The 19,297-nt window shown below is 54.4% G+C and carries 18 protein-coding genes; 9 read left to right on the top strand and 9 right to left on the bottom strand.

The annotated features are described in order from the left end of the window. The first annotated feature begins 537 nt into the window (after positions 1 to 537). Both nadA and pnuC read left to right on the top strand, forming a co-directional pair. Positions 538 to 1,599, top strand: coding sequence for a quinolinate synthase NadA (gene nadA / locus WFK85_RS21785; protein WP_336709389.1), 1,062 nt, complete (start codon positions 538 to 540; stop codon positions 1,597 to 1,599). 23 nt (positions 1,600 to 1,622) lie between these two features. Further along, entirely contained in the window at positions 1,623 to 2,339 is a 717-nt protein-coding gene (gene pnuC / locus WFK85_RS21780) for a nicotinamide riboside transporter PnuC (RefSeq protein WP_166875773.1), read from the top strand. On the opposite strand, the gene zitB is transcribed toward pnuC, so the two are convergent. Beyond that, positions 2,340 to 3,275 (bottom strand): CDF family zinc transporter ZitB, encoded by a 936-nt coding sequence (gene zitB / locus WFK85_RS21775; protein WP_166995312.1) that lies wholly within the window; start codon positions 3,273 to 3,275, stop codon positions 2,340 to 2,342. Between the two features lie 332 nt (positions 3,276 to 3,607). On the opposite strand from zitB, the gene aroG reads away from it, so the two are divergent. Continuing rightward, the gene (gene aroG, locus WFK85_RS21770) at positions 3,608 to 4,660 is read left to right on the top strand and encodes a 3-deoxy-7-phosphoheptulonate synthase AroG (protein ID WP_008456184.1); all 1,053 of its coding nucleotides are present in this window, start codon (positions 3,608 to 3,610) and stop codon (positions 4,658 to 4,660) included. Between the two features lie 63 nt (positions 4,661 to 4,723). Here aroG and gpmA read toward each other — a convergent pair whose 3' ends face one another. The 7 genes from gpmA to modE all read right to left on the bottom strand — a co-directional run bounded on the left by gpmA (position 4,724) and on the right by modE (position 12,498). Beyond that, positions 4,724 to 5,476: a 2,3-diphosphoglycerate-dependent phosphoglycerate mutase gene (gpmA, locus tag WFK85_RS21765; RefSeq protein WP_008456186.1), complete on the bottom strand. Its 753-nt coding sequence runs from the start codon at positions 5,474 to 5,476 to the stop codon at positions 4,724 to 4,726. Between the two features lie 209 nt (positions 5,477 to 5,685). Beyond that, on the bottom strand, positions 5,686 to 6,726 hold the full coding sequence (gene galM, locus WFK85_RS21760) for a galactose-1-epimerase (RefSeq protein ID WP_336709353.1): 1,041 nt from the start codon (positions 6,724 to 6,726) through the stop codon (positions 5,686 to 5,688). Continuing rightward, positions 6,720 to 7,868 carry a galactokinase gene (gene galK, locus WFK85_RS21755; protein ID WP_166995316.1) on the bottom strand — a complete coding sequence of 383 codons (1,149 nt, stop codon included), beginning with the start codon at positions 7,866 to 7,868 and terminating at the stop codon, positions 6,720 to 6,722. The genes galM and galK overlap by 7 nt, the downstream gene beginning before the upstream one ends. After that, on the bottom strand, positions 7,865 to 8,917 hold the full coding sequence (gene galT, locus WFK85_RS21750; RefSeq protein ID WP_166995318.1) for a galactose-1-phosphate uridylyltransferase: 1,053 nt from the start codon (positions 8,915 to 8,917) through the stop codon (positions 7,865 to 7,867). Before galT ends, galK begins: the two co-directional genes overlap by 4 nt. A 9-nt stretch (positions 8,918 to 8,926) precedes the next feature. Next, positions 8,927 to 9,943, bottom strand: a complete 1,017-nt coding sequence (gene galE, locus WFK85_RS21745) for a UDP-glucose 4-epimerase GalE (protein WP_336709354.1) — start codon at positions 9,941 to 9,943, stop codon at positions 8,927 to 8,929. Between the two features lie 209 nt (positions 9,944 to 10,152). Beyond that, complete coding sequence (modF, locus tag WFK85_RS21740) at positions 10,153 to 11,631, bottom strand: molybdate ABC transporter ATP-binding protein ModF (protein ID WP_008456204.1); 1,479 nt, start codon at positions 11,629 to 11,631, stop codon at positions 10,153 to 10,155. A gap of 75 nt (positions 11,632 to 11,706) precedes the next feature. Further along, positions 11,707 to 12,498 (bottom strand): molybdenum-dependent transcriptional regulator, encoded by a 792-nt coding sequence (modE, locus tag WFK85_RS21735; protein ID WP_166995320.1) that lies wholly within the window; start codon positions 12,496 to 12,498, stop codon positions 11,707 to 11,709. A 299-nt stretch (positions 12,499 to 12,797) separates the two neighbouring features. Between modE and WFK85_RS21730 the strand changes: the two genes are divergently transcribed. The 5 genes from WFK85_RS21730 (at position 12,798) to modC (ending at position 17,315) form a co-directional block, all read left to right on the top strand. Continuing rightward, entirely contained in the window at positions 12,798 to 14,360 is a 1,563-nt protein-coding gene (locus WFK85_RS21730) for an AbgT family transporter (RefSeq protein WP_336709356.1), read from the top strand. 91 nt (positions 14,361 to 14,451) lie between these two features. Beyond that, entirely contained in the window at positions 14,452 to 14,604 is a 153-nt protein-coding gene (locus WFK85_RS21725; RefSeq protein ID WP_166995324.1) for an AcrZ family multidrug efflux pump-associated protein, read from the top strand. Positions 14,605 to 14,791: 187 nt separating this feature from the next. Then, the gene (gene modA, locus WFK85_RS21720; RefSeq protein WP_166995326.1) at positions 14,792 to 15,568 is read left to right on the top strand and encodes a molybdate ABC transporter substrate-binding protein; all 777 of its coding nucleotides are present in this window, start codon (positions 14,792 to 14,794) and stop codon (positions 15,566 to 15,568) included. Continuing rightward, positions 15,565 to 16,257: a molybdate ABC transporter permease subunit gene (gene modB, locus WFK85_RS21715; RefSeq protein WP_008456216.1), complete on the top strand. Its 693-nt coding sequence runs from the start codon at positions 15,565 to 15,567 to the stop codon at positions 16,255 to 16,257. Before modA ends, modB begins: the two co-directional genes overlap by 4 nt. Then, positions 16,257 to 17,315 carry a molybdenum ABC transporter ATP-binding protein ModC gene (gene modC, locus WFK85_RS21710; protein WP_336709390.1) on the top strand — a complete coding sequence of 353 codons (1,059 nt, stop codon included), beginning with the start codon at positions 16,257 to 16,259 and terminating at the stop codon, positions 17,313 to 17,315. The genes modB and modC overlap by 1 nt, the downstream gene beginning before the upstream one ends. Here the strand turns inward: modC and WFK85_RS21705 are convergent, their stop codons facing one another. Continuing rightward, on the bottom strand, positions 17,316 to 18,146 hold the full coding sequence (locus WFK85_RS21705) for a pyridoxal phosphatase (protein WP_166995328.1): 831 nt from the start codon (positions 18,144 to 18,146) through the stop codon (positions 17,316 to 17,318). 128 nt (positions 18,147 to 18,274) lie between these two features. Here WFK85_RS21705 and pgl point away from each other — a divergent pair, with 128 nt between their 5' ends. Next, positions 18,275 to 19,273 carry a 6-phosphogluconolactonase gene (pgl, locus tag WFK85_RS21700; RefSeq protein ID WP_008456226.1) on the top strand — a complete coding sequence of 333 codons (999 nt, stop codon included), beginning with the start codon at positions 18,275 to 18,277 and terminating at the stop codon, positions 19,271 to 19,273. Positions 19,274 to 19,297 lie beyond the last annotated feature (24 nt).

Below are 19,297 nucleotides of genomic sequence, written 5' to 3'. Positions count from 1 at the left end.
CGACCCACCAGTGTAGAAAGGCGCCCTAAAGGCGCCTTTTTGCTATTCTGAATTCGGGCAGGGTTCGAGCCTGCAGCAGGTTCGACAAAATCGCTTTTTGATTTTGCCCGTCGCTTGCGACGACCCGCAGGGTGAAATCATCCTGCACGACCCACCAGTGTAGAAAGGCGCCCTAAAGGCGCCTTTTTGCTATTCTGAATTCGGGCAGGGTTCGAGCCTGCAGCAGGTTCGACAAAATCGCTTTTTGATTTTGCCCGTCGCTTGCGACGACCCGTAGGGTGAAATCATCCGGCACGACCCACCAGTGTAGAAAGGCGCCCTAAAGGCGCCTTTCTACTATCTGCGATTTGAAAACCCTGTCATTCCCGGCACTCATTCCCCACTGCTCTGTTTCTCTCTGCGCATCGAGCAATAACCCACGACATTTCGACTAAATTTCGCTATCTTGTTTAGCATATAAAACAATGAGTGCCGAAGATGGCGTAAATTACGCTTGATTTGGCCTGTAATGTTAAGTCAGTAAAACGAGATTGCATGATGAGCGTAATGTTTGACCCGGAAACTGCGATTTATCCCTTCCCACCGAAACCCACGCCTTTGAGCAGGGATGAAAAACAATTTTATCGTGAAAAAATCAAGCGCCTGCTTAAAGAGCGGGATGCGGTGATGGTGGCACACTACTACACCGACCCGGAAATCCAGTCTCTTGCGGAAGAGACCGGCGGGTGTATTTCTGACTCGCTCGAGATGGCTCGCTTCGGCGCTACCCACCCGGCGTCCACGTTACTGGTCGCAGGGGTTCGTTTCATGGGCGAAACGGCGAAAATCCTTAGCCCCGAAAAAACCATTTTAATGCCTACCCTCAATGCCGAATGCTCACTGGATCTCGGCTGCCCGATTGAGGCGTTCAACGCTTTCTGCGACCAGCACCCGGATCGCACGGTGGTCGTCTATGCTAATACCTCTGCGGCGGTAAAAGCCCGGGCGGACTGGGTCGTGACGTCCAGTATTGCGGTAGAACTGATTGAGCATCTCGACAGCCTGGGTGAGAAAATCATTTGGGCACCGGATCGCCACCTTGGCAGCTACGTGCAAAAGCAGACCGGTGCCGATGTGCTGTGCTGGCAGGGTGCCTGCATCGTACATGATGAATTTAAAACTCAGGCGCTGGCGCGGATGAAGGCGCTGTACCCGAATGCAGCGGTGCTGGTTCATCCTGAATCACCGCAGGCCGTGGTGGATATGGCCGATGCTGTAGGCTCGACCAGCCAACTGATCAATGCGGCTAAAACTCTGCCTCACCAGCAGCTTATTGTGGCTACAGATCGCGGGATATTTTATAAAATGCAGCAGGCGTGTCCGGACAAAGAGCTACTGGAGGCGCCAACCGCAGGAGAAGGGGCAACCTGCCGCAGCTGTGCACATTGCCCGTGGATGGCAATGAACGGGCTTAAAGCGATTGCTGAGGGGCTGGATCAGGGCGGGGCCGCACACACGATTGAAGTGGATGCGGCGCTGCGTGAAGGCGCGCTGGTTCCACTTAATCGCATGCTAGACTTTGCGGCAGAATTGCGTCGAAAGATTAAAGGCAACGCGTAACAGTATTACGCTCTGGGGAGTTCATGGATTTTTTTAGCACGCAGAACATTCTCGTCCACATCCCCATTGGGGCGGGCGGGTATGACTTATCATGGATTGAAGCCGTGGGAACGCTGGCGGGATTGCTATGTATCTGGCTTGCCAGCCTGGAGAAGATAGGCAACTATGCCTTCGGGTTAATTAACGTCACGCTGTTTGCCATCATTTTCTTTCAGATTCAGCTCTACGCCAGCCTTCTTTTGCAGCTGTTCTTTTTTGTGGCGAACATTTACGGCTGGTACGCCTGGTCGCGGCAAAGCAGTAACCATCAATCCCTGCTGCAAATTCGCTGGCTACCTTTGCCTAAGGCAATTGCATGGCTGGTGATTATCGTCGCAGCGATTGGGTTGATGACGCTGTTTATCGATCCGGTCTTTGCCTTCCTGACCCGGGTTGCGGTGTCTGTGATGCAGAGTCTGGGGCTGAACGTCACCTTGCCGGAACTACAGCCAGACGCCTATCCGTTCTGGGACTCGTGCATGATGGTGCTGTCGATTGTGGCGATGATTCTTATGACCCGGAAATACGTGGAAAACTGGCTGCTGTGGACGGTCATTAACGTCATCAGCGTGGTTATCTTTGCCCTGCAGGGCGTTTACGCGATGTCGCTGGAATACCTCATTCTGACGTTCATTGCGCTGAATGGCAGCCGGATGTGGATTAACAGCGCGCGGCAGTCCGGCTCGCGCGCCTTCTCCTGATCAATGGTGATGATGGGCATGACCAGCGCTGTGGTCATGCTCATTCAGGTCGCAGTCAGGGCCGTGACAAACCTGATACTCCATCTGTACCGTGGCATGCTCTATCTGATACTCGTGCTCGAGGAAGTGATGTATGCGCGCCAGCAAAGCATCATGATCGTGGGGCGGTACAACCTGAACATGCAGCGTCATCAGCGGTTTTTCACCTACCAGCCAGATATGGACATGATGCACGTTACGCACTTCTGGTATCGAGCGGGAAAGATTGCGCTTCAGGGCTGCAATGTCGATGGCGCCCGGCGCACCTTCTAATAGCTCATTGACGCTCTCTTTCAACAAACTCCAGGCGCTGCGTAGCACCAGGCAGGACACCAGCACCGACAGGATTGGGTCAATCGGCGTCCAGCCGGTCCAGAGGATCACCACCGCGGCCACAATTGCCCCCACTGAACCCAGCAAATCACCCAGAACATGCAGCGCTGCCGCACGGACGTTGAGGTTTTTCTCTCCGCTGCCGCTGTGCAGGATCCAGAAAGAGACCAGGTTCGCCAGCAGCCCGGCGATCGCAATGGTCAGCATTGCCCAGCCTGCAATAGGCTGAGGATTTGAGAAGCGCTGAATCGCTTCCCAGACGATAAGTATGGTGATAACCACCAAAGCGATAGCGTTTACAAAAGCGGCAAGCGTCGTCAGGCGCAGCCAGCCAAAGGTATGCCGGGCGTTGGGCGGCCGACGAGCAAAATGCACGGCCAACAAAGCAAACAGCAGCGCTGCTGCGTCGGTGAGCATATGGCCGGCATCGGCCAGCAGAGCCAGCGAGCCGGAAAGCAGGCCGCCGATAACTTCGGCAACCATAAAAATTGCCGTGATGAGAAAGGCAAACAGCAGGCGTTTTACGTTGCTATCAGCAGAGGTATGTTGGTGTGAATGCGCCATGATCTCTCGCAAAAAATTAATCCCGGTGGGCTAATTATAACTGCTCCATGGTTTCAACTGGTTGAAAGAGGCTGAAAAATCCTGCGAGTCAAAAATGGGAATGGGACCTTAATTTTCAAAATAGCATTCAATATTGAAAATTTAACATCCTTCAGTGGTAAGCATTGAAACATGGCGTTAATCCATCGATTCTCATTCTGTTTTCACTGTTTTTTTCGAGTTTTCAGGATTAATTTATTAGAAGTGTAAAAGCCCGTTTACACTTGTGGTTATGCGAGTTAGATTGAAAGGATTGCAACGAAGAAAAATATCAGGACGACCCCGGAAATATCATGAATTATCAGAACGACGACTTAAGAATTAAAGAGATTAACGAGCTTCTCCCCCCTGTAGCGCTGTTGGAAAAATTCCCCGCCACTGAAAAAGCTGCCCACACTGTCTCTCAGGCGCGTAAAGCGATCCATAAAATCCTTAAAGGCAGCGACGATCGCCTGCTGGTGGTGATCGGGCCTTGCTCCATCCACGACACCAAAGCCGCCAAAGAGTACGGCGCGCGCCTGCTGGCATTGCGTGAAGAGCTTCAGGGCGAACTGGAAGTGGTGATGCGCGTCTATTTCGAAAAACCACGCACTACCGTGGGCTGGAAAGGTCTGATTAACGATCCGCACATGGACAGCAGCTACCAGATTAACGACGGTCTGCGTATTGCGCGTAAACTGCTGCTGGATATCAACGATTCCGGCCTGCCAGCGGCGGGGGAATTCCTCGATATGATCACGCCTCAGTATCTGGCGGATCTGATGAGCTGGGGCGCTATTGGCGCGCGTACCACTGAATCACAGGTACACCGCGAACTGGCTTCCGGCCTCTCTTGCCCGGTTGGCTTTAAAAACGGCACCGACGGCACGATCAAAGTTGCGATTGATGCCATCAACGCTGCTGGAGCGCCGCACTGCTTCCTGTCCGTAACCAAGTGGGGCCATTCCGCTATCGTTAACACTAGCGGGAACGGTGACTGCCACATTATTCTGCGTGGCGGCAAAGAGCCTAACTACAGCGCGAAGCATGTGGAAGAGGTCAAAGCTGGCCTGGTTAAAGCGGGGCTTGAGCCACAGGTGATGATCGATTTCAGCCACGCCAACAGCAGTAAACAGTTTAAAAAGCAGATGGATGTTTCTGCCGACGTTTGTGGCCAAATTGCCGGCGGCGAAAAGGCTATCATCGGCGTGATGATTGAAAGCCATCTGGTAGAAGGCAACCAAAGCCTGGAGAGCGGCGAGCCGCTGGTCTACGGCAAAAGCGTTACCGACGCCTGCATTGGCTGGGATGATACAGAAGTGGCGCTGCGTCAGCTTGCTGCTGCGGTAAAAGCTCGTCGCGGCTAATGGCCTGATTTGAGCAATAAAAAAGGCGTGGTGCTTACCACGCCTTTTTTCATGGGCGGAGAATTACTTCGCTTTGCCCTGGTTGGCTACTGCGGCGGCTTTCGCTGCGATTTCGTCAGCGTTGCCCAGGTAGTAACGTTTCAGCGGTTTGAAGTTCTCATCGAACTCATAAACCAGCGGTACGCCGGTAGGGATGTTCAGCTCGAGGATCTCATCTTCGCTCAGGTTATCCAGGTATTTAACCAGTGCGCGCAGGGAGTTACCGTGAGCCGCAACGATAACGCGCTCGCCGGATTTCATGCGTGGCAGAATGGACTCATTCCAGAACGGCGTTACGCGGTCGATGGTCAGCGCCAGGCTTTCGGTAGTTGGCAGTTCGCTGTCGGTCAGTTTAGCGTAACGTGGATCGTGGCCAGGGAAGCGCTCGTCGTCTTTAGACAGCTCTGGTGGGGTGATCGCGAAGCCGCGACGCCACTGTTTAACCTGCTCGTCACCGTATTTTTCAGCGGTTTCCGCTTTGTTCAGACCCTGCAGGGCGCCGTAGTGACGCTCGTTCAGTTTCCAGGATTTCTCGACCGGCAGCCAGGCCTGGTCCAGTTCATCGAGGATGTTCCACAGTGTGTGGATGGCACGTTTCAGCACAGAGGTGTAAGCGAAGTCGAAAGTGAAGCCTTCATCCTTCAGAAGCTTACCGGCAGCCTTAGCTTCGGTACGACCTTTATCAGACAGATCAACATCATACCAACCAGTGAAGCGGTTTTCGTTGTTCCACTGGCTTTCGCCGTGACGAACCAGTACCAGCTTAGTAACAGCCATGATTTACTCCTTAATGAGCCTGGGATTAATGATAACAATTATCATTATATTGCCGCGCCATAAGCCACGGCAATGATAAACGTTTAACATAGCGAAAAAGCGCGTGGAGTGTAAGGTGGTTGTAAAAGGTTGTTATATTTTTGGCTCGATCTGGCGGGAAAGTCAGCGATTTGGTGAGAAATTGCCCTTAATGAAAAGGGCAATGGGTTTTAATGGGGCTGAAACTGGTATTCCGTAATGCTGAGATACGTCTCATCCGGTTTTAACCAGCAGTCCGGCTGCGGCCATTCCGGGTTATTTGGGCTGTCCGGCAGGAAGCCGCTCTCCAGCGCCAGACCGTTCCAGTCGCTGTAGCTTTCTTGATCGCGTGCAGGGGTGCCCGCCAGATAGTTTCCGCTATAGACCTGTAGCGCGGGCGCCGTCGTAAACACGTTCATTTCCAGCGCACCGTCGGTGGACCAGAGTCGTGCCACGGGTTGGCTGAGATCGCCTTTGGCCTGCAGCAGGAAAGCATGGTCGTAGCCTTTGGTGATTTGCTGATCGGCGTCGGCCAGAAAATCTTGTGCAAGCGTTTTAGGTTCACGAAAGTCAAAGCTGGTGTCGACTACTTCTTTCAGGTCTCCAGCAGGCAAGCCGCTGGCGTTGACCGGTAAATAGCTGTCGGCCAGCAATTGAAGTTTATGCTGCCGCACATCGCTTTGAACGCGGTCAAGATTGAAGTAGGCGTGGTTGGTGAGACCGACCGGGCACGGCTTATCGACGGTGGCACGAAGCTCGATGCTGATGCGGTTATCTTCCGTTAAGGCATAGCGCGCCGTGGTGTGTAATTTACCGGGGAAACCCTGATCGCCATCGCAGGAATCCAGCGCGTACGTCACAGCCTGCTCATTTTGCACGGCAATGCGCCAGCGGCGTTTGTCGAAGCCTTCCGGCCCGCCGTGAAGCTGATTTTCGCCCTGGTTAATCTCAAGCTGGAGCATTTCACCGCCGACGGTAAGCTTCCCTCCGGCAATACGGTTAGCGTAGCGCCCGACGGTCGCACCCATAAAGGCACTTTGCTGTAAATACTGCTCAGGCGAAGCGCAGCCCAGCAGCGTTTCCCGCACGCTACCGTCTTTGAGCGGCACCCGACAGGAAAGCAAGGTCGCGCCCCAGTCCATCAGGGTGACAACCATCCCCGCGCTATTGCGCAGGGTGGTAAGCCGAAACGGCTGGCCGTCCGGCGCCAGCTGCGGCGTCTCTTTTAGCATTGACCTGCTCCTTCGGAGGCTTTGCAAACGTAGAAGGTTTCTTTAATCCCGGTTTTGCTCTCGTACTGTTCTTCCACAGCCTGTTTCACGGCCGGAACGAGATCATCGGGCACCAGGGCGACAATACAGCCCCCAAAACCACCGCCGGTCATACGTACGCCACCTTTCTCGCCAATCGTCGCTTTGACGATCTCTACCAGAGTATCGATTTGTGGCACGGTGATTTCGAAATCATCGCGCATGGAGGCGTGAGATTCGGCCATCAGCTGGCCCATGCGAACCAGGTCACCTTTGGCAAGTGCATCTGCGGCTTCCACGGTACGGATATTTTCGGTCAGCACATGACGAACACGTTTGGCAACAATTGGATCCAGCTCGTGCGCTACGGCATTGAATTTTGCCAGCTCAACGTCGCGCAGGGCTTTCTGGCTAAAGAAACGGGCACCAGTTTCACACTGTTCGCGGCGGGTGTTGTATTCGCTACCCACCAGCGTGCGCTTGAAGTTACTGTTGATGATGACTACTGCAGCGCCTTTTGGCATGGAGACCGCTTTCGTTCCGAGGGAGCGGCAATCAATCAGCAGGGCGTGGTCTTTCTTGCCAAGGGCGGAAATCAGCTGATCCATAATGCCGCAGTTGCAGCCGACAAACTGGTTCTCTGCTTCCTGGCCATTGAGGGCCAGCTGAGCGCCATCCAGAGGCAGGTGGTACAGATGCTGGAAGACTTTGCCGACCGCGACTTCCAGCGAGGCTGACGAGCTTAACCCTGCGCCCTGCGGCACATTCCCGCCGATCACCATATCCACGCCGGAAAAGTTTTTATCTCGCTTCTGCAGATGCTTCACTACGCCGCGAACATAGTTAGCCCACTGTTGCGTGTTATGCGAGACGATAGGGGCATCAAGGGAGAAGCTGTCCTGTTGATTGTCATAATCGGCGGCAACAACTCGCACGATACGGTCGTCTCGTTTGGCACAGCTGATAACCGTCTGGTAATCAATCGCGCAGGGCAGCACGAAACCATCGTTGTAATCGGTGTGTTCACCAATCAGGTTTACACGGCCAGGGGCCTGAATAGCGTGGGTGGCCGGGTAGCCAAATTGTTCAGCGAACAGACGCTGGGTTTTCTCTTTCAGACTCATAATGACGCTCCTGACTGGCGGAAATGGATATCACTGACGGCACGCAAGCGTTCTGCGGCTTGCTCTGCGGTTAAATCGCGTTGGGTTTCGGCCAACATTTCATAGCCGACCATAAATTTACGTACCGTGGCGCTGCGCAGCAGCGGCGGGTAGAAATGCGCGTGAAGCTGCCAGTGCTGATTGCTTTCACCGTTGAACGGTGCGCCGTGCCAGCCCATTGAGTAGGGGAAGGAGCACTGGAAGAGATTGTCATAGCGGCTGGTGAGTTTTTTCAGCGCTAACGCCAGGTCAGCACCTTGTTCTGCACTGAGGTCGGTGATACGCAGGACGTGGGTTTTGGGCAGCAGCAGCGTTTCGAACGGCCAGGCTGCCCAGTAAGGGACGACGGCCAGCCAGTGTTCGGTTTCAACCACGGTGCGGCTACCGTCCGACCGTTCACGCTGCACGTAGTCCAGCAGCATTGGGGTGCCCTGGTGGGCGAAATATTCACGTTGTAGGGCATCTTCACGGGCGACCTCATTAGGCAAAAAGCTGTTTGCCCAAACCTGTCCGTGAGGATGTGGGTTGGAGCAGCCCATGGCCGCGCCTTTGTTTTCAAATACCTGAACCCACGGGTATGTCTGCCCCAGTTCAGCGGTCTGCTGTTGCCAGGTTTGTACGACTTCTTCCAGAGCGGGAAGCGTAAGCTCTGGCAATGTTTTACTGTGGTCGGGAGAGAAGCAGATAACCCGGCTGGTACCGCGCGCGCTTTCGCAACGCATCAAGGGATCGTGGTTCACTGGGGCATCGGGCGTGTTCGTCATCAGCGCCGCAAAATCGTTGGTAAAAACGAAAGTGCCGGTGTACTCGGGATTTTTATCCCCGGTAACGCGCGTATTCCCTGGGCAAAGAAAACAGTCCGGATCGTGTGCCGGAAGTTTTTCTTGCGCAGGGGTTTCCTGCGCGCCCTGCCAGGGGCGTTTCGCCCGATGTGGCGAAACTAAAATCCATTGACCCGTTAGCGGGTTATAGCGGCGATGCGGGTGATCGACCGGGTTAAACTGCTCCATCACATATCCTTAATCTTCATAACCTTGGGGATGGCGTGACTGCCAGCGCCAGGTATCGTCTGCCATTTCCTGCAGCGAACGGCTGACACGCCAGTTGAGTTCTTTGTCGGCTTTGGTGGCGTCGGCCCAGTAGGCCGGCAGATCGCCATCACGACGAGGGGCAAAGTGGTAGTTCACCGGTTTACCGCAGGCTTTGCTGAAGGCGTTCACCACGTCGAGCACGCTGCTGCCGACGCCTGCGCCCAGGTTGTAAATATGGACGCCTAGTTTACCGTTCAGTGCCTGCATAGCGGCGACGTGGCCGTCGGCGAGATCCATCACGTGGATGTAATCACGCACGCCGGTGCCATCTTCGGTTGGGTAATCGTTACCAAAGATAGCCAGCGAGTCACGGCGGCCTACGGCAACCTGCGCGATGTACGGCATCAGGTTATTTGGGATGCCCTGAGGATCTTCACCCATATCGCCCGACGGATGGGCGCCAACCGGGTTGAAGTAGCGCAGCAGCGCAACGCTCCAGTTTGGCTGTGCTTTTTGCAGGTCGGTAAGAATTTGCTCAACCATCAGCTTGCTTTGGCCGTAAGGGCTGGCGGGTTTACCGGTAGGGAAACTTTCTACATAAGGGATTTGAGGCTGGTCGCCGTAAACGGTAGCGGAAGAGCTGAAGATAAAGTTAGTGACATTTGCCGCGCGCATGGCGGCGATAAGCTTCAGGGTGCCGGTCACGTTGTTGTCGTAATACTCCAGCGGCTTATTCACCGATTCGCCGACGGCTTTCAGACCGGCAAAATGGATTACGGCGTCAATACGATGATCGTGGAAAATTTCTGCCAGCAGGGCTTCGTCGCGGATATCACCGTTGATAAACAGCGGATGCTTGCCGCCCAGACGTTCAATTTCTGGCAGTACGCTGCGTTTGCTGTTGCAGAGGTTATCGAGGATCACCACGTCATGACCGTTTTGCAGCAATTGTACGCAGGTATGACTTCCAATGTAACCGCTACCACCTGTGACCAAAACTCTCATTTTTCGCTCCATATAGCCTATGGGTTAAGATAACCATAGCATAACAGATGGCTGAAAAATGTGATATGCACCAGATTAGTGGTATCGTTTACACTAAGTCAATAATATGGCTAAAGCAGTATATAAGGCATTGTAAAACAGAGAGATAGAATAAAAGCGTACGGCTATTCCGAAAGTCAGGTCAGGAATAGCCGCCGCGTGTTGCGAGATTATGCGGGAAGAATTTTTTCCAGCTGGTAGCCGTATTTGTCGCCGTCGGGTATGAAGGTCAGCCGATGGGTAATGCACTGCGGCGCATCTTCGGCGTGGTGGGACACAAACAGCAGCTGCGTTTCTCCCTCGCCAATCAAAATATCGACAAAGCGGCGTATCAGCTGCCGGTTGAGCGGATCCAGCCCTTGCAGAGGCTCATCGAGGATCAGCAATGTGGGGTGCTTAACCAGCGCGCGGGCGATTAACGCCAGGCGCTGCTGCCCCCAGGACAAACTATGGAATGGCGCATCGGCGGTGGCGTTATCCATCCCTAACATATGCAGCCATTCGCGGGTCAGCTTCTGTTGACGATCCGAAACGGCCTGGTAGATCCCAATGGAGTCAAAATAGCCCGACAGAATAACGTTTCGTACGGTGGTGCTCACGCGGTAATCCAGATGCAGGCTGCTGCTGACGTACCCAATGTGCTTTTTAATATCCCAGATTGTCTCGCCGCTGCCCCGGCGGCGGCCAAACAGCGTTAGGTCGTTGCTGTAGCCCTGCGGATGATCGCCAGTGATCAGGCTGAGTAGCGTTGATTTTCCTGCGCCGTTAGGGCCGACAATTTGCCAGTGCTCGCCGGGGTTCACTGACCAGCTAAGTTTGTGCAGGATAGGGCGATCGTTGTATTCCACCACGCCATCGTTAAGCACAATACGAGGCTGGTTTTCCGGCAGCGTATAGCGAGCGGACGGATCGTCAGCTTCCGGGAGCGCCACGCCCGCCAGCTTCTCGCTGTGGGCCAACTGAGCGATGAGCGCCTGCTCAAGTAGCGCCTGCTTTTTACCACTTTCTGTCAGCGTGCAGTCCGCCAGCACGCCGGCAAATTGCACAAAATCCGGGATTTCATCGAATCGGTTCAGGACCAGAACCAGGGTGTAGCCCTGGGCGCTAAGCTGCTCGAGAAGGCTTGCCAACTGCTGGCGGGATTTCACGTCCAGCCCGTCGAACGGCTCATCCAGGATCAGCAGTTCTGGCTCTGACATCAACGCCTGGCAAAGCAGCGTTTTGCGCGTTTCCCCCGTCGACAGGTATTTAAAGCGGCGAGTGAGCAAATGTTCAATGCCAAACAGCGCGGCCAGTTCGCCGCAACGAGCCTCATCGACCACCTCTTCCTGTATAATTTCTGCGGTGGTGCGACCGGTGTCGTCTTCGTCGGCGCTGAGCATATCGGTGTTATTACGCTGCCATTCGTCGCTGACCAGCTTTTGCAACTGTTCAAAAGAGAGATGAGCAATGCGGGTGAAGCCGCAGTGGCGTTCGCCCTTCATGATGGGCAGGCTACCGGCCAGCGCACGGGCAAGAGCGGATTTGCCGCTGCCGTTCGCCCCAACAAAGGCCCAGCTTTCTCCGGCGCGAAGGGTAAGGTCGTTCAGGGTAAGGGTTTTTATGTCGCTAAGGTGAAACGTACCTTGCGAAATTTGCAACGCAGACATATTTTATCCCATTTTTTGCAGCGATGAGGCTAGAAATACGGCGTGTCTGCGCTGATGTCAATGAGAAGCGGACTTTTAGCAGAGTGTCGCGACAATCACCCTGTCTGCATTGAAATATGCTGTGACCTTAGCACCTTCTGCCAGCGCCTGTTGTTCTACGTGGATATTCGGCAGGGTGGCGCACAGCGTCTGGCCATCCGCCAACTGAACCAGCACTTCACTTTGTTCTTTGCCCTGCTCAATGCTGCTGATTTTGCCCGGCAACTGGTTATCGGCATTGCCCGCCGCATTAGCATCAGTGGTGACGTCTATCCACGGCGCTTTGATAAGCACCAATACTTCTTTGCCTTCGTCCAGCCCAAGCCGCTCTGCGCTTTGGCGGGTAATCGCCGCTTTCAGACGAGTTTCACCGTCAGCCAGCAGAATATCGACGTGCTGCTGAACCTGTTCGTCATCGCGTTTAAGTACCGTACCAAACAGCTGATTGCGGGCGCTTGTTTGCAGCGAAAAGCGGGAAATGGCGGCGAGCAGACTGTCTAAAGGCAGGGCATCATCCTGCAGAACATCAAAGGCCTTTTGTTGAATTTGCGCGAGCAGATCGTAAAGCTGAATAAGGCGCTCGCCGTACCGTGTCAGAACGGCACCGCCGCCGCCTTTGCCGCCGGTGGCGCGATCAACCAGGTTTGATTCTGCCAACTGGTTCATTTCGTTAATGGCATCCCAGGCGCTTTTGTAACTGATACCCGCCAGTTTTGCACCCTGGCTAATGGAGCCCGTGTGGCGAATTTGTTTAAGCAGCGCAATGCGTCGCGGGTCGGCGAACAGCCGTTGCTGGAGTTTCAGCGTTAATAAAATTTCAGCCTGCATAGTTTCTCCGCGCCGCAAACCGGCTCAGCGTTTCCCTTTGTAATCATGGGGAAAATTATATCAGCTCGCCGCCAGGGGACAAATCGTTCCTGATTGAGCACAGCAATTTCATGGTTACTGTTCGATTATATCGAATTAATAACCAGTTTTTGTCTGTTTATTAGATTTTAATTTTTATTAACCCGGTCTTATTCAGAGATTAATTTCATTAAAAGAATAGTTTCATCGTGTCATTACCTTTATTATCCCTGCCGTACATTGGATGACAGCACAGACATTTGTCGGGATTGGGGGCAACTATGAGTACGTCGACAACAAAAGGAAATGAGGCAAAAGATAACCGCTTACTGAACGGTTTTCTTAATGCCATCGAAAAAGCTGGTAACCGACTGCCGGAACCCGCGCTGATTTTCTTCTATTTTTTACTGGTTGTGATGGGGCTATCCGCCGTGCTGTCACAGCTGGAGTTTGACATCGTTAATCCGGTAACGCAGCAGGCCGTGCAGGTCAATAACCTGCTTTCCGCCGAGGCGTTAACGCTTACGCTTTCTACGATGGTGACCACTTTTACCAGCTTTGCTCCTTTAGGCATTGTTCTGGTGGCGATGCTGGGCGTCGGCGTTGCCGAAAGCTCCGGCTTTATTAACGTTGCGCTGAAAAAAATGCTGCGCGTTACGCCGAAAAAACTGCTGACGCCGATGCTGATTTTTGTCGCTATGTTTAGCCACGTCGCGGCGGATGCGGGATATGTGCTGGTGATCCCTCTCGGTGCCATTATTTTTATGTCTGCCGGGCGCCATCCTTTGGTGGGGATCGCGGCGGCATTTTCCGGCGTATCCGGTGGCTTTGCGGCCAATATGGTGCCAACCGGGAACGACGCGCTGCTGCAAGGTTTCACCCAGGCCGCGGCTCAACTGCTCGACTCAACGTATACCGTGAACACGCTGTGTAATCTGTTCTTCGGGATCGGCTCAACAATATTGATTACTCTCGTTGGCTGGTGGGTGACGGAGAAAATCGTCGAGCCCCGGGTCAGTAAAATGGCGGTTGATGGCGACTTTAAGCATGATGAAGATATGTCCAGCGTCACGCCAGAAGAGAGCCGGGCATTCCGTCGTGCGGGGCTGGTGATGCTCCTTAGTTTGCTGGGGCTTGCCGCTGTTGCCTGGCCTGAAAGCTCAACGCTGCGCAGCCCTGAAGGCGCGTTAACCGACTTCGGCGCGCCTATCATGAAGTCAATCGTGCCGCTTATCTTCCTTATTTTTATCCTGCCGGGCATTGTCTATGGTTTTGCGGCAGGTACCTTTAAATCGGGGAAAGACGTCATTGGGGCAATGAACGACTCAATGAGCAAAATGGGTTCTTATATGGTGATGGCGTTTTTCTGTGCGCTGTTTATCAAAGCCTTCAGCGATTCGAATATTGGTACGCTGGTGGCGCTGGCGGGGGCGGACGGCCTGAAAGCCATGGCGCTGCCGGGAGAGGCGACAATCATCGGTATGGTGCTGCTGACGGCGCTGGTTAATCTGCTGATTGGTTCGGCTTCGGCAAAATGGGCGCTGCTGTCGCCTATTATGGTACCGATGCTTATGGCCGTTGGGATATCGCCAGAGCTTACGCAGGCGGCATTCCGCATCGGTGATTCTTCCACAAACATTATCACGCCGATGATGGTGTTCTTCCCGCTGATCGTGATTTACTGCCAGCGCTATGTGAAAGGCGCTGGCGTGGGCACGCTGGTGTCGATGATGATGCCTTATTCTATCGCCTTCCTGGTGAGCTGGAGCCTCTTCCTGCTGGTATGGTGGGGGCTTGAAATGCCGCTTGGTATTGCGGCACCTTATACCTGGTCAGCCGTATAAGCCGAGGCGGTCGGGCAAATGGCACAAAAGGAGAGTGCGTTTTTCTCAACTGACGCTAGAATAATCACTCTCGCTTTTGCCGGAGGCAACTATGTTCGAGTTATTGAAAAGCCTGGTGTTTGCCGTGATCATGGTGCCGGTTGTGATGGCAGTGATCCTCGGTCTTATCTACGGATTGGGTGAAGTGTTTAACGTCTTTTCAAAAGTCGGTCATCGCGACCAACAGCCGAAACAGCATCACTGATTCCCTGAAGGCCCGGCATTTGCCGGGTTTTCTCTTTCTGCCGCCTTAGTGCCCTCTACATACGCTCTTTCCGTTGATCTCCGTCAAGAACTTTAAAGCCCTTCTTCTTTCTGCCGATAAATTCTGTATCTTCCGCATTGCAATCGTTATATTTCACGTTACATAACGAAACAAACGGAGTGAAAACATGAATCAACGTTGGGTTCGCCTCGCCCTGGGTGCGGCATTATCTGTTTCTCTGGCAGGCCAGGCACTGGCTGAAAGTAGTAAAATTACCGTCTTTGCGGCGGCGTCGTTAACCAATGCGATGCAGGATATTGCCACGCAATATCAGAAAGAGAAGAAAGTTGAGATTGCTTCTTCTTTTGCCTCTTCTTCCACGCTCGCTCGCCAGATTGAAGCGGGGGCGCCGGCAGATCTGTTTATTTCTGCCGATCAGAAATGGATGGATTATGCTGTTGAGAAAGACACCATCAAAACGGACACTCGCGAAACGCTACTGGGTAACAGCCTGGTTGTCGTCGCGCCAACCGCCAGCAAGCAGGGCGACATCACCATTGATGCGAAAACCGACTGGGCATCGCTGCTGAAAGGTGGCCGTCTGGCCGTGGGCGATCCCGATCATGTTCCTGCGGGGATTTACGCCAAAGAGGCGCTGCAAAAGCTGGGCGCATGGGACAGTTTATCCAGTAAACTTGCTCCGGCGGAAGATGTCCGTGGTGCGCTGGCGCTGGTTGAGCGCGACGAAGCGCCGCTGGGCATCGTTTACGGTTCTGACGCCGTCGCTGGAAAAGGCGTAAAAGTCGTGGGCACCTTCCCGGAAGATTCCCACAAGAAAGTGGAATACCCGATTGCGATTGTGAAAGGCCACGATAACCCGTCAGTGACCGCGTTCTATAGCTATCTGAAAGGACCGGAAGCGGCGAAAGTCTTCCAAAAATACGGATTTACGACGAAACAATGATATTGAGCGATCCCGAGTGGCAGGCGGTACTGCTAAGCCTAAAAGTCTCATCTATTGCGGTACTCTTCAGCCTTCCTGTCGGGATCTTCTTTGCCTGGGTGCTGGTTCGTTGCCGCTTCCCGGGCAAAGCCTTGCTCGATAGCCTGATTCATCTTCCCTTAGTCCTGCCGCCGGTGGTGGTGGGCTATTTGCTCTTGGTGGCTTTTGGCCGCCGCGGTTTTATTGGTGCCTGGCTGTATGACTGGTTTGGCATTACCTTCGCCTTTAGCTGGCGAGGGGCGGTGCTGGCGGCGGCGGTTATGTCTTTCCCGCTGATGGTCAGGGCAATCCGCCTTGCGCTGGAAGGGGTTGATCTCCGTCTTGAGCAGGCCGCCAGAACGCTGGGCGCAGGGCGCTGGCGTGTCTTTTGCACCATTACTTTGCCGTTAACGTTGCCGGGTATTATTGCGGGTACCGTGCTGGCCTTTGCCCGCTCGCTGGGCGAGTTTGGCGCGACAATTACTTTTGTGTCCAACATTCCCGGTGAAACCCGAACGCTGCCTTCGGCCATGTATACCCTGATTCAAACCCCCGGCGGAGAAAGCGCCGCCGCACGTTTGTGCCTGATTGCTATCGCGCTGGCGATGGCCTCGCTGCTGGTGGCCGAATGGCTGGCGAGAGTCAGCCGCAAGCGTATGGGGGCAAACTGATGCTGGAACTTAACTTCGTTCAGACGCTGGGTACGCACCGGCTGGAAATCAACGAAACCCTGCCGGGCCAGGGCATCACGGCTGTTTTTGGCGTTTCTGGGGCAGGGAAAACCTCATTAATCAATGCGATTAGCGGCCTGACTAAGCCGGAGAAGGGGCGTATCGTGCTGAACGATCGCGTTCTGAGCGATGCCGAAAAACAGCTTTATCTGCCGCCGGAAAAACGCCGGGTGGGCTATGTCTTCCAGGATGCGCGCCTGTTCCCGCACTACCGAGTTCGCGGCAATTTAAAATACGGCATGGCAAAAAGCATGGCCGGCCAGTTTGATAAGCTGGTGGCATTGCTCGGCATCGAAGAGTTGCTGGAGCGTTTTCCCTGGAGCCTTTCCGGCGGTGAAAAGCAGCGTGTTGCCATTGGACGGGCACTTCTGACCGCGCCGGAACTGCTGCTGCTGGACGAGCCGCTAGCCTCTCTGGATATTCCCCGTAAACGTGAATTGTTGCCTTATCTCCAGCGGCTCGCCCGCGAGATCAATATTCCCATGCTGTACGTGAGCCACTCGCTGGAGGAAATCTTACATCTGGCGGATAAAGTGCTGGTGCTGGATGCGGGAAATGTTAAAGCGTTTGGTAACCTTGAAGAGGTTTGGGGCAGCAGCGTGATGCATCCGTGGCTGCCTAAAGAGCAGCAAAGCAGCGTGCTGAAAGTGACCGTGCTTGAGCATCATCCTCATTACGCTATGACGGCGCTGGCGCTTGGCGATCAGCACCTGTGGGTGAACAAAATCGACAAACCGGTGCAGGCCCCACTGCGCATTCGCATCCAGGCTTCTGACGTCTCGCTGGTGCTTCAGCCGCCGGTTAACAGTAGTATTCGTAACGTGCTGCGGGCAAGGGTTGCCCAGTGCTTTGACGACGAAGGGCAGGTGGAGGTTCAGCTCGAAGTGGGCTCCCGCACGCTGTGGGCGCGCATCAGCCCCTGGGCCCGGGACGAACTGGCGGTAAAACCCGGCCAGTGGCTGTATGCGCAAGTGAAAAGCGTGTCGATCGCAACCTGATTACAGCACGTACTTATAAAGCGTTTCGGCGATTCCGGTTTCCAGATTCGTGCCGATAGTCATATCGGCGCGGGATTTAATTGCGTCGTCAGCATTGCCCATGGCGACGCCCATCCCGGCGCTTTCCAGCATGCTCAGATCGTTGTAGTTGTCACCGAACGCAATCACCTGATCCATGGCCAGACCCTGAGACGCTACCCACTGAGCCAGACGGGCGCCTTTACTGTTGCCTCGCTGGGCGACGTCAACCTGATCGTGCCACGACCACTCGCAGGAGAGATCCAGTTCGCGCTCTACCTCAACGGTAAACTGCTTGAGCTTAGGAATATCTGAATCCGTCAGGGCGAATTTCCAGATAGCCTCCACATCCTGAGCCGCCTCTTTGAGTGAAGGCACGCTACGGAAAACCGGCCGCTGCTGTTCAGGTAATGATTGCGCCCAGGTTTGGGTGCGGGCGACGTGGGCTTTGACGTGTTCTGAGCTTTCGAGATAAAGCATCGCATCGTCGACGTACATCAGGCCATGTACCCGGTGAGCTGCCAGTAAATCCACCATTTGTGCGGCCTGCTCCGGGCGAAGAGGATCGGACGCCAGAACCTTTTTTGCATGATAATCATACAAATAAGTGCCATTGCAGCAAATTGCAGGTGTATCCAAAGCCAGTGCCTGATAAAAAGGATGTATGGCGACATGATGGCGACCCGTTACGATAACCACTTTCACGCCCGCTTCGCGAGCTTGCTGAAGGGCCGTAATGGACTCCGGGAGAATGGTTTTTTGCGGGGTCAGTAGGGTGCCATCGAGATCGAGAGCAATTACGCGATAACTCATTTAGGGTTCCAGTCATTATTCATAAGGTTCGTTCCGATGGTACACCGCTCACGCTATAGCGCAAAATAGCTCGCGCCGTGAGCCGGCCTTATGATGCTTACTTACGACGTCAGGAGGAAAGTAAAGTCATGAAACAGACAGTTTATACCGCCAGCCCGGAAAGCCAGCAGATCCACGTCTGGACGCTGCATGCCAGCGGTGAAATGACCCTTGTGCAGGTGGTTGATGCCCCAGGGCAAGTTCAGCCGATGGTTATCAGCCCGGATAAACGCTTCCTTTACGTTGGCGTGCGCCCCGAGTTTCGCGTAGTGGCTTACCGCATTACGCCGGATGATGGCTCTCTGACAGAAGCTGGCGTGGCACCTCTGCCGGGCAGCCCAACCCACATTTCTACCGATCGCAAAGGCCGCTTCCTGTTCAGCGCGTCATACAACGCGGCAAACGTGGCGGTGATTAGCCTTGAAAACGATGGCCTGCCGGGCGAAACCGTCGATGTGGTTGAAGGGCTGGACGGCTGCCACTCGGCGAATATTTCCCCGGATAACCGCACGCTCTGGACGCCTGCGCTGAAGCAGGATCGTATCTGCCTGTTCACGCTGTCCGATGACGGCAAGCTGGTGGCGCAAACGCCTGCTGAGGTCACGACGGTTGAGGGCGCAGGCCCGCGCCACATGGCATTTCACCCGAACCAGCAGTATGTGTATTGCGTGAACGAGCTGAACAGCACCGTTGATGTCTGGGAACTGCGCGACCCGCACGGTAAAATTGAATGTGTGCAGACGCTGGACTTTATGCCGCCTGGTTTCACCGGTACCCGCTGGGCTGCCGATATCCACATCACCCCGGACGGTCGCCATCTTTATGCCTGTGACCGCACCGCCAGCATCATTACCGTCTTCAGCGTTTCCGAAGATGGCAGCGTGCTGAATATCGAAGGCTACCAGCCTACGGAAGAGCAGCCTCGCGGCTTCAACGTTGACCACAGCGGTAAGTACCTGGTTGCCGTTGGGCAGAAATCCCATCATGCCGCCGTGTACAAAATTAACGGCGAGCAGGGGCTGCTGGAAGAAAAAGGCCGCTACGCCGTCGGGCAGGGCCCAATGTGGGTTGTGATTAACGCGCACTGATTGTCAGCCATAAAAAAACCTCGC

Origin of the sequence: Cedecea sp. VD22, from assembly GCF_037150195.1 — a bacterium.
In the GTDB taxonomy this organism is placed as follows: Bacteria; Pseudomonadota; Gammaproteobacteria; order Enterobacterales; family Enterobacteriaceae; genus Cedecea.
This window is presented reverse-complemented; position numbering and strand designations above follow the sequence as displayed.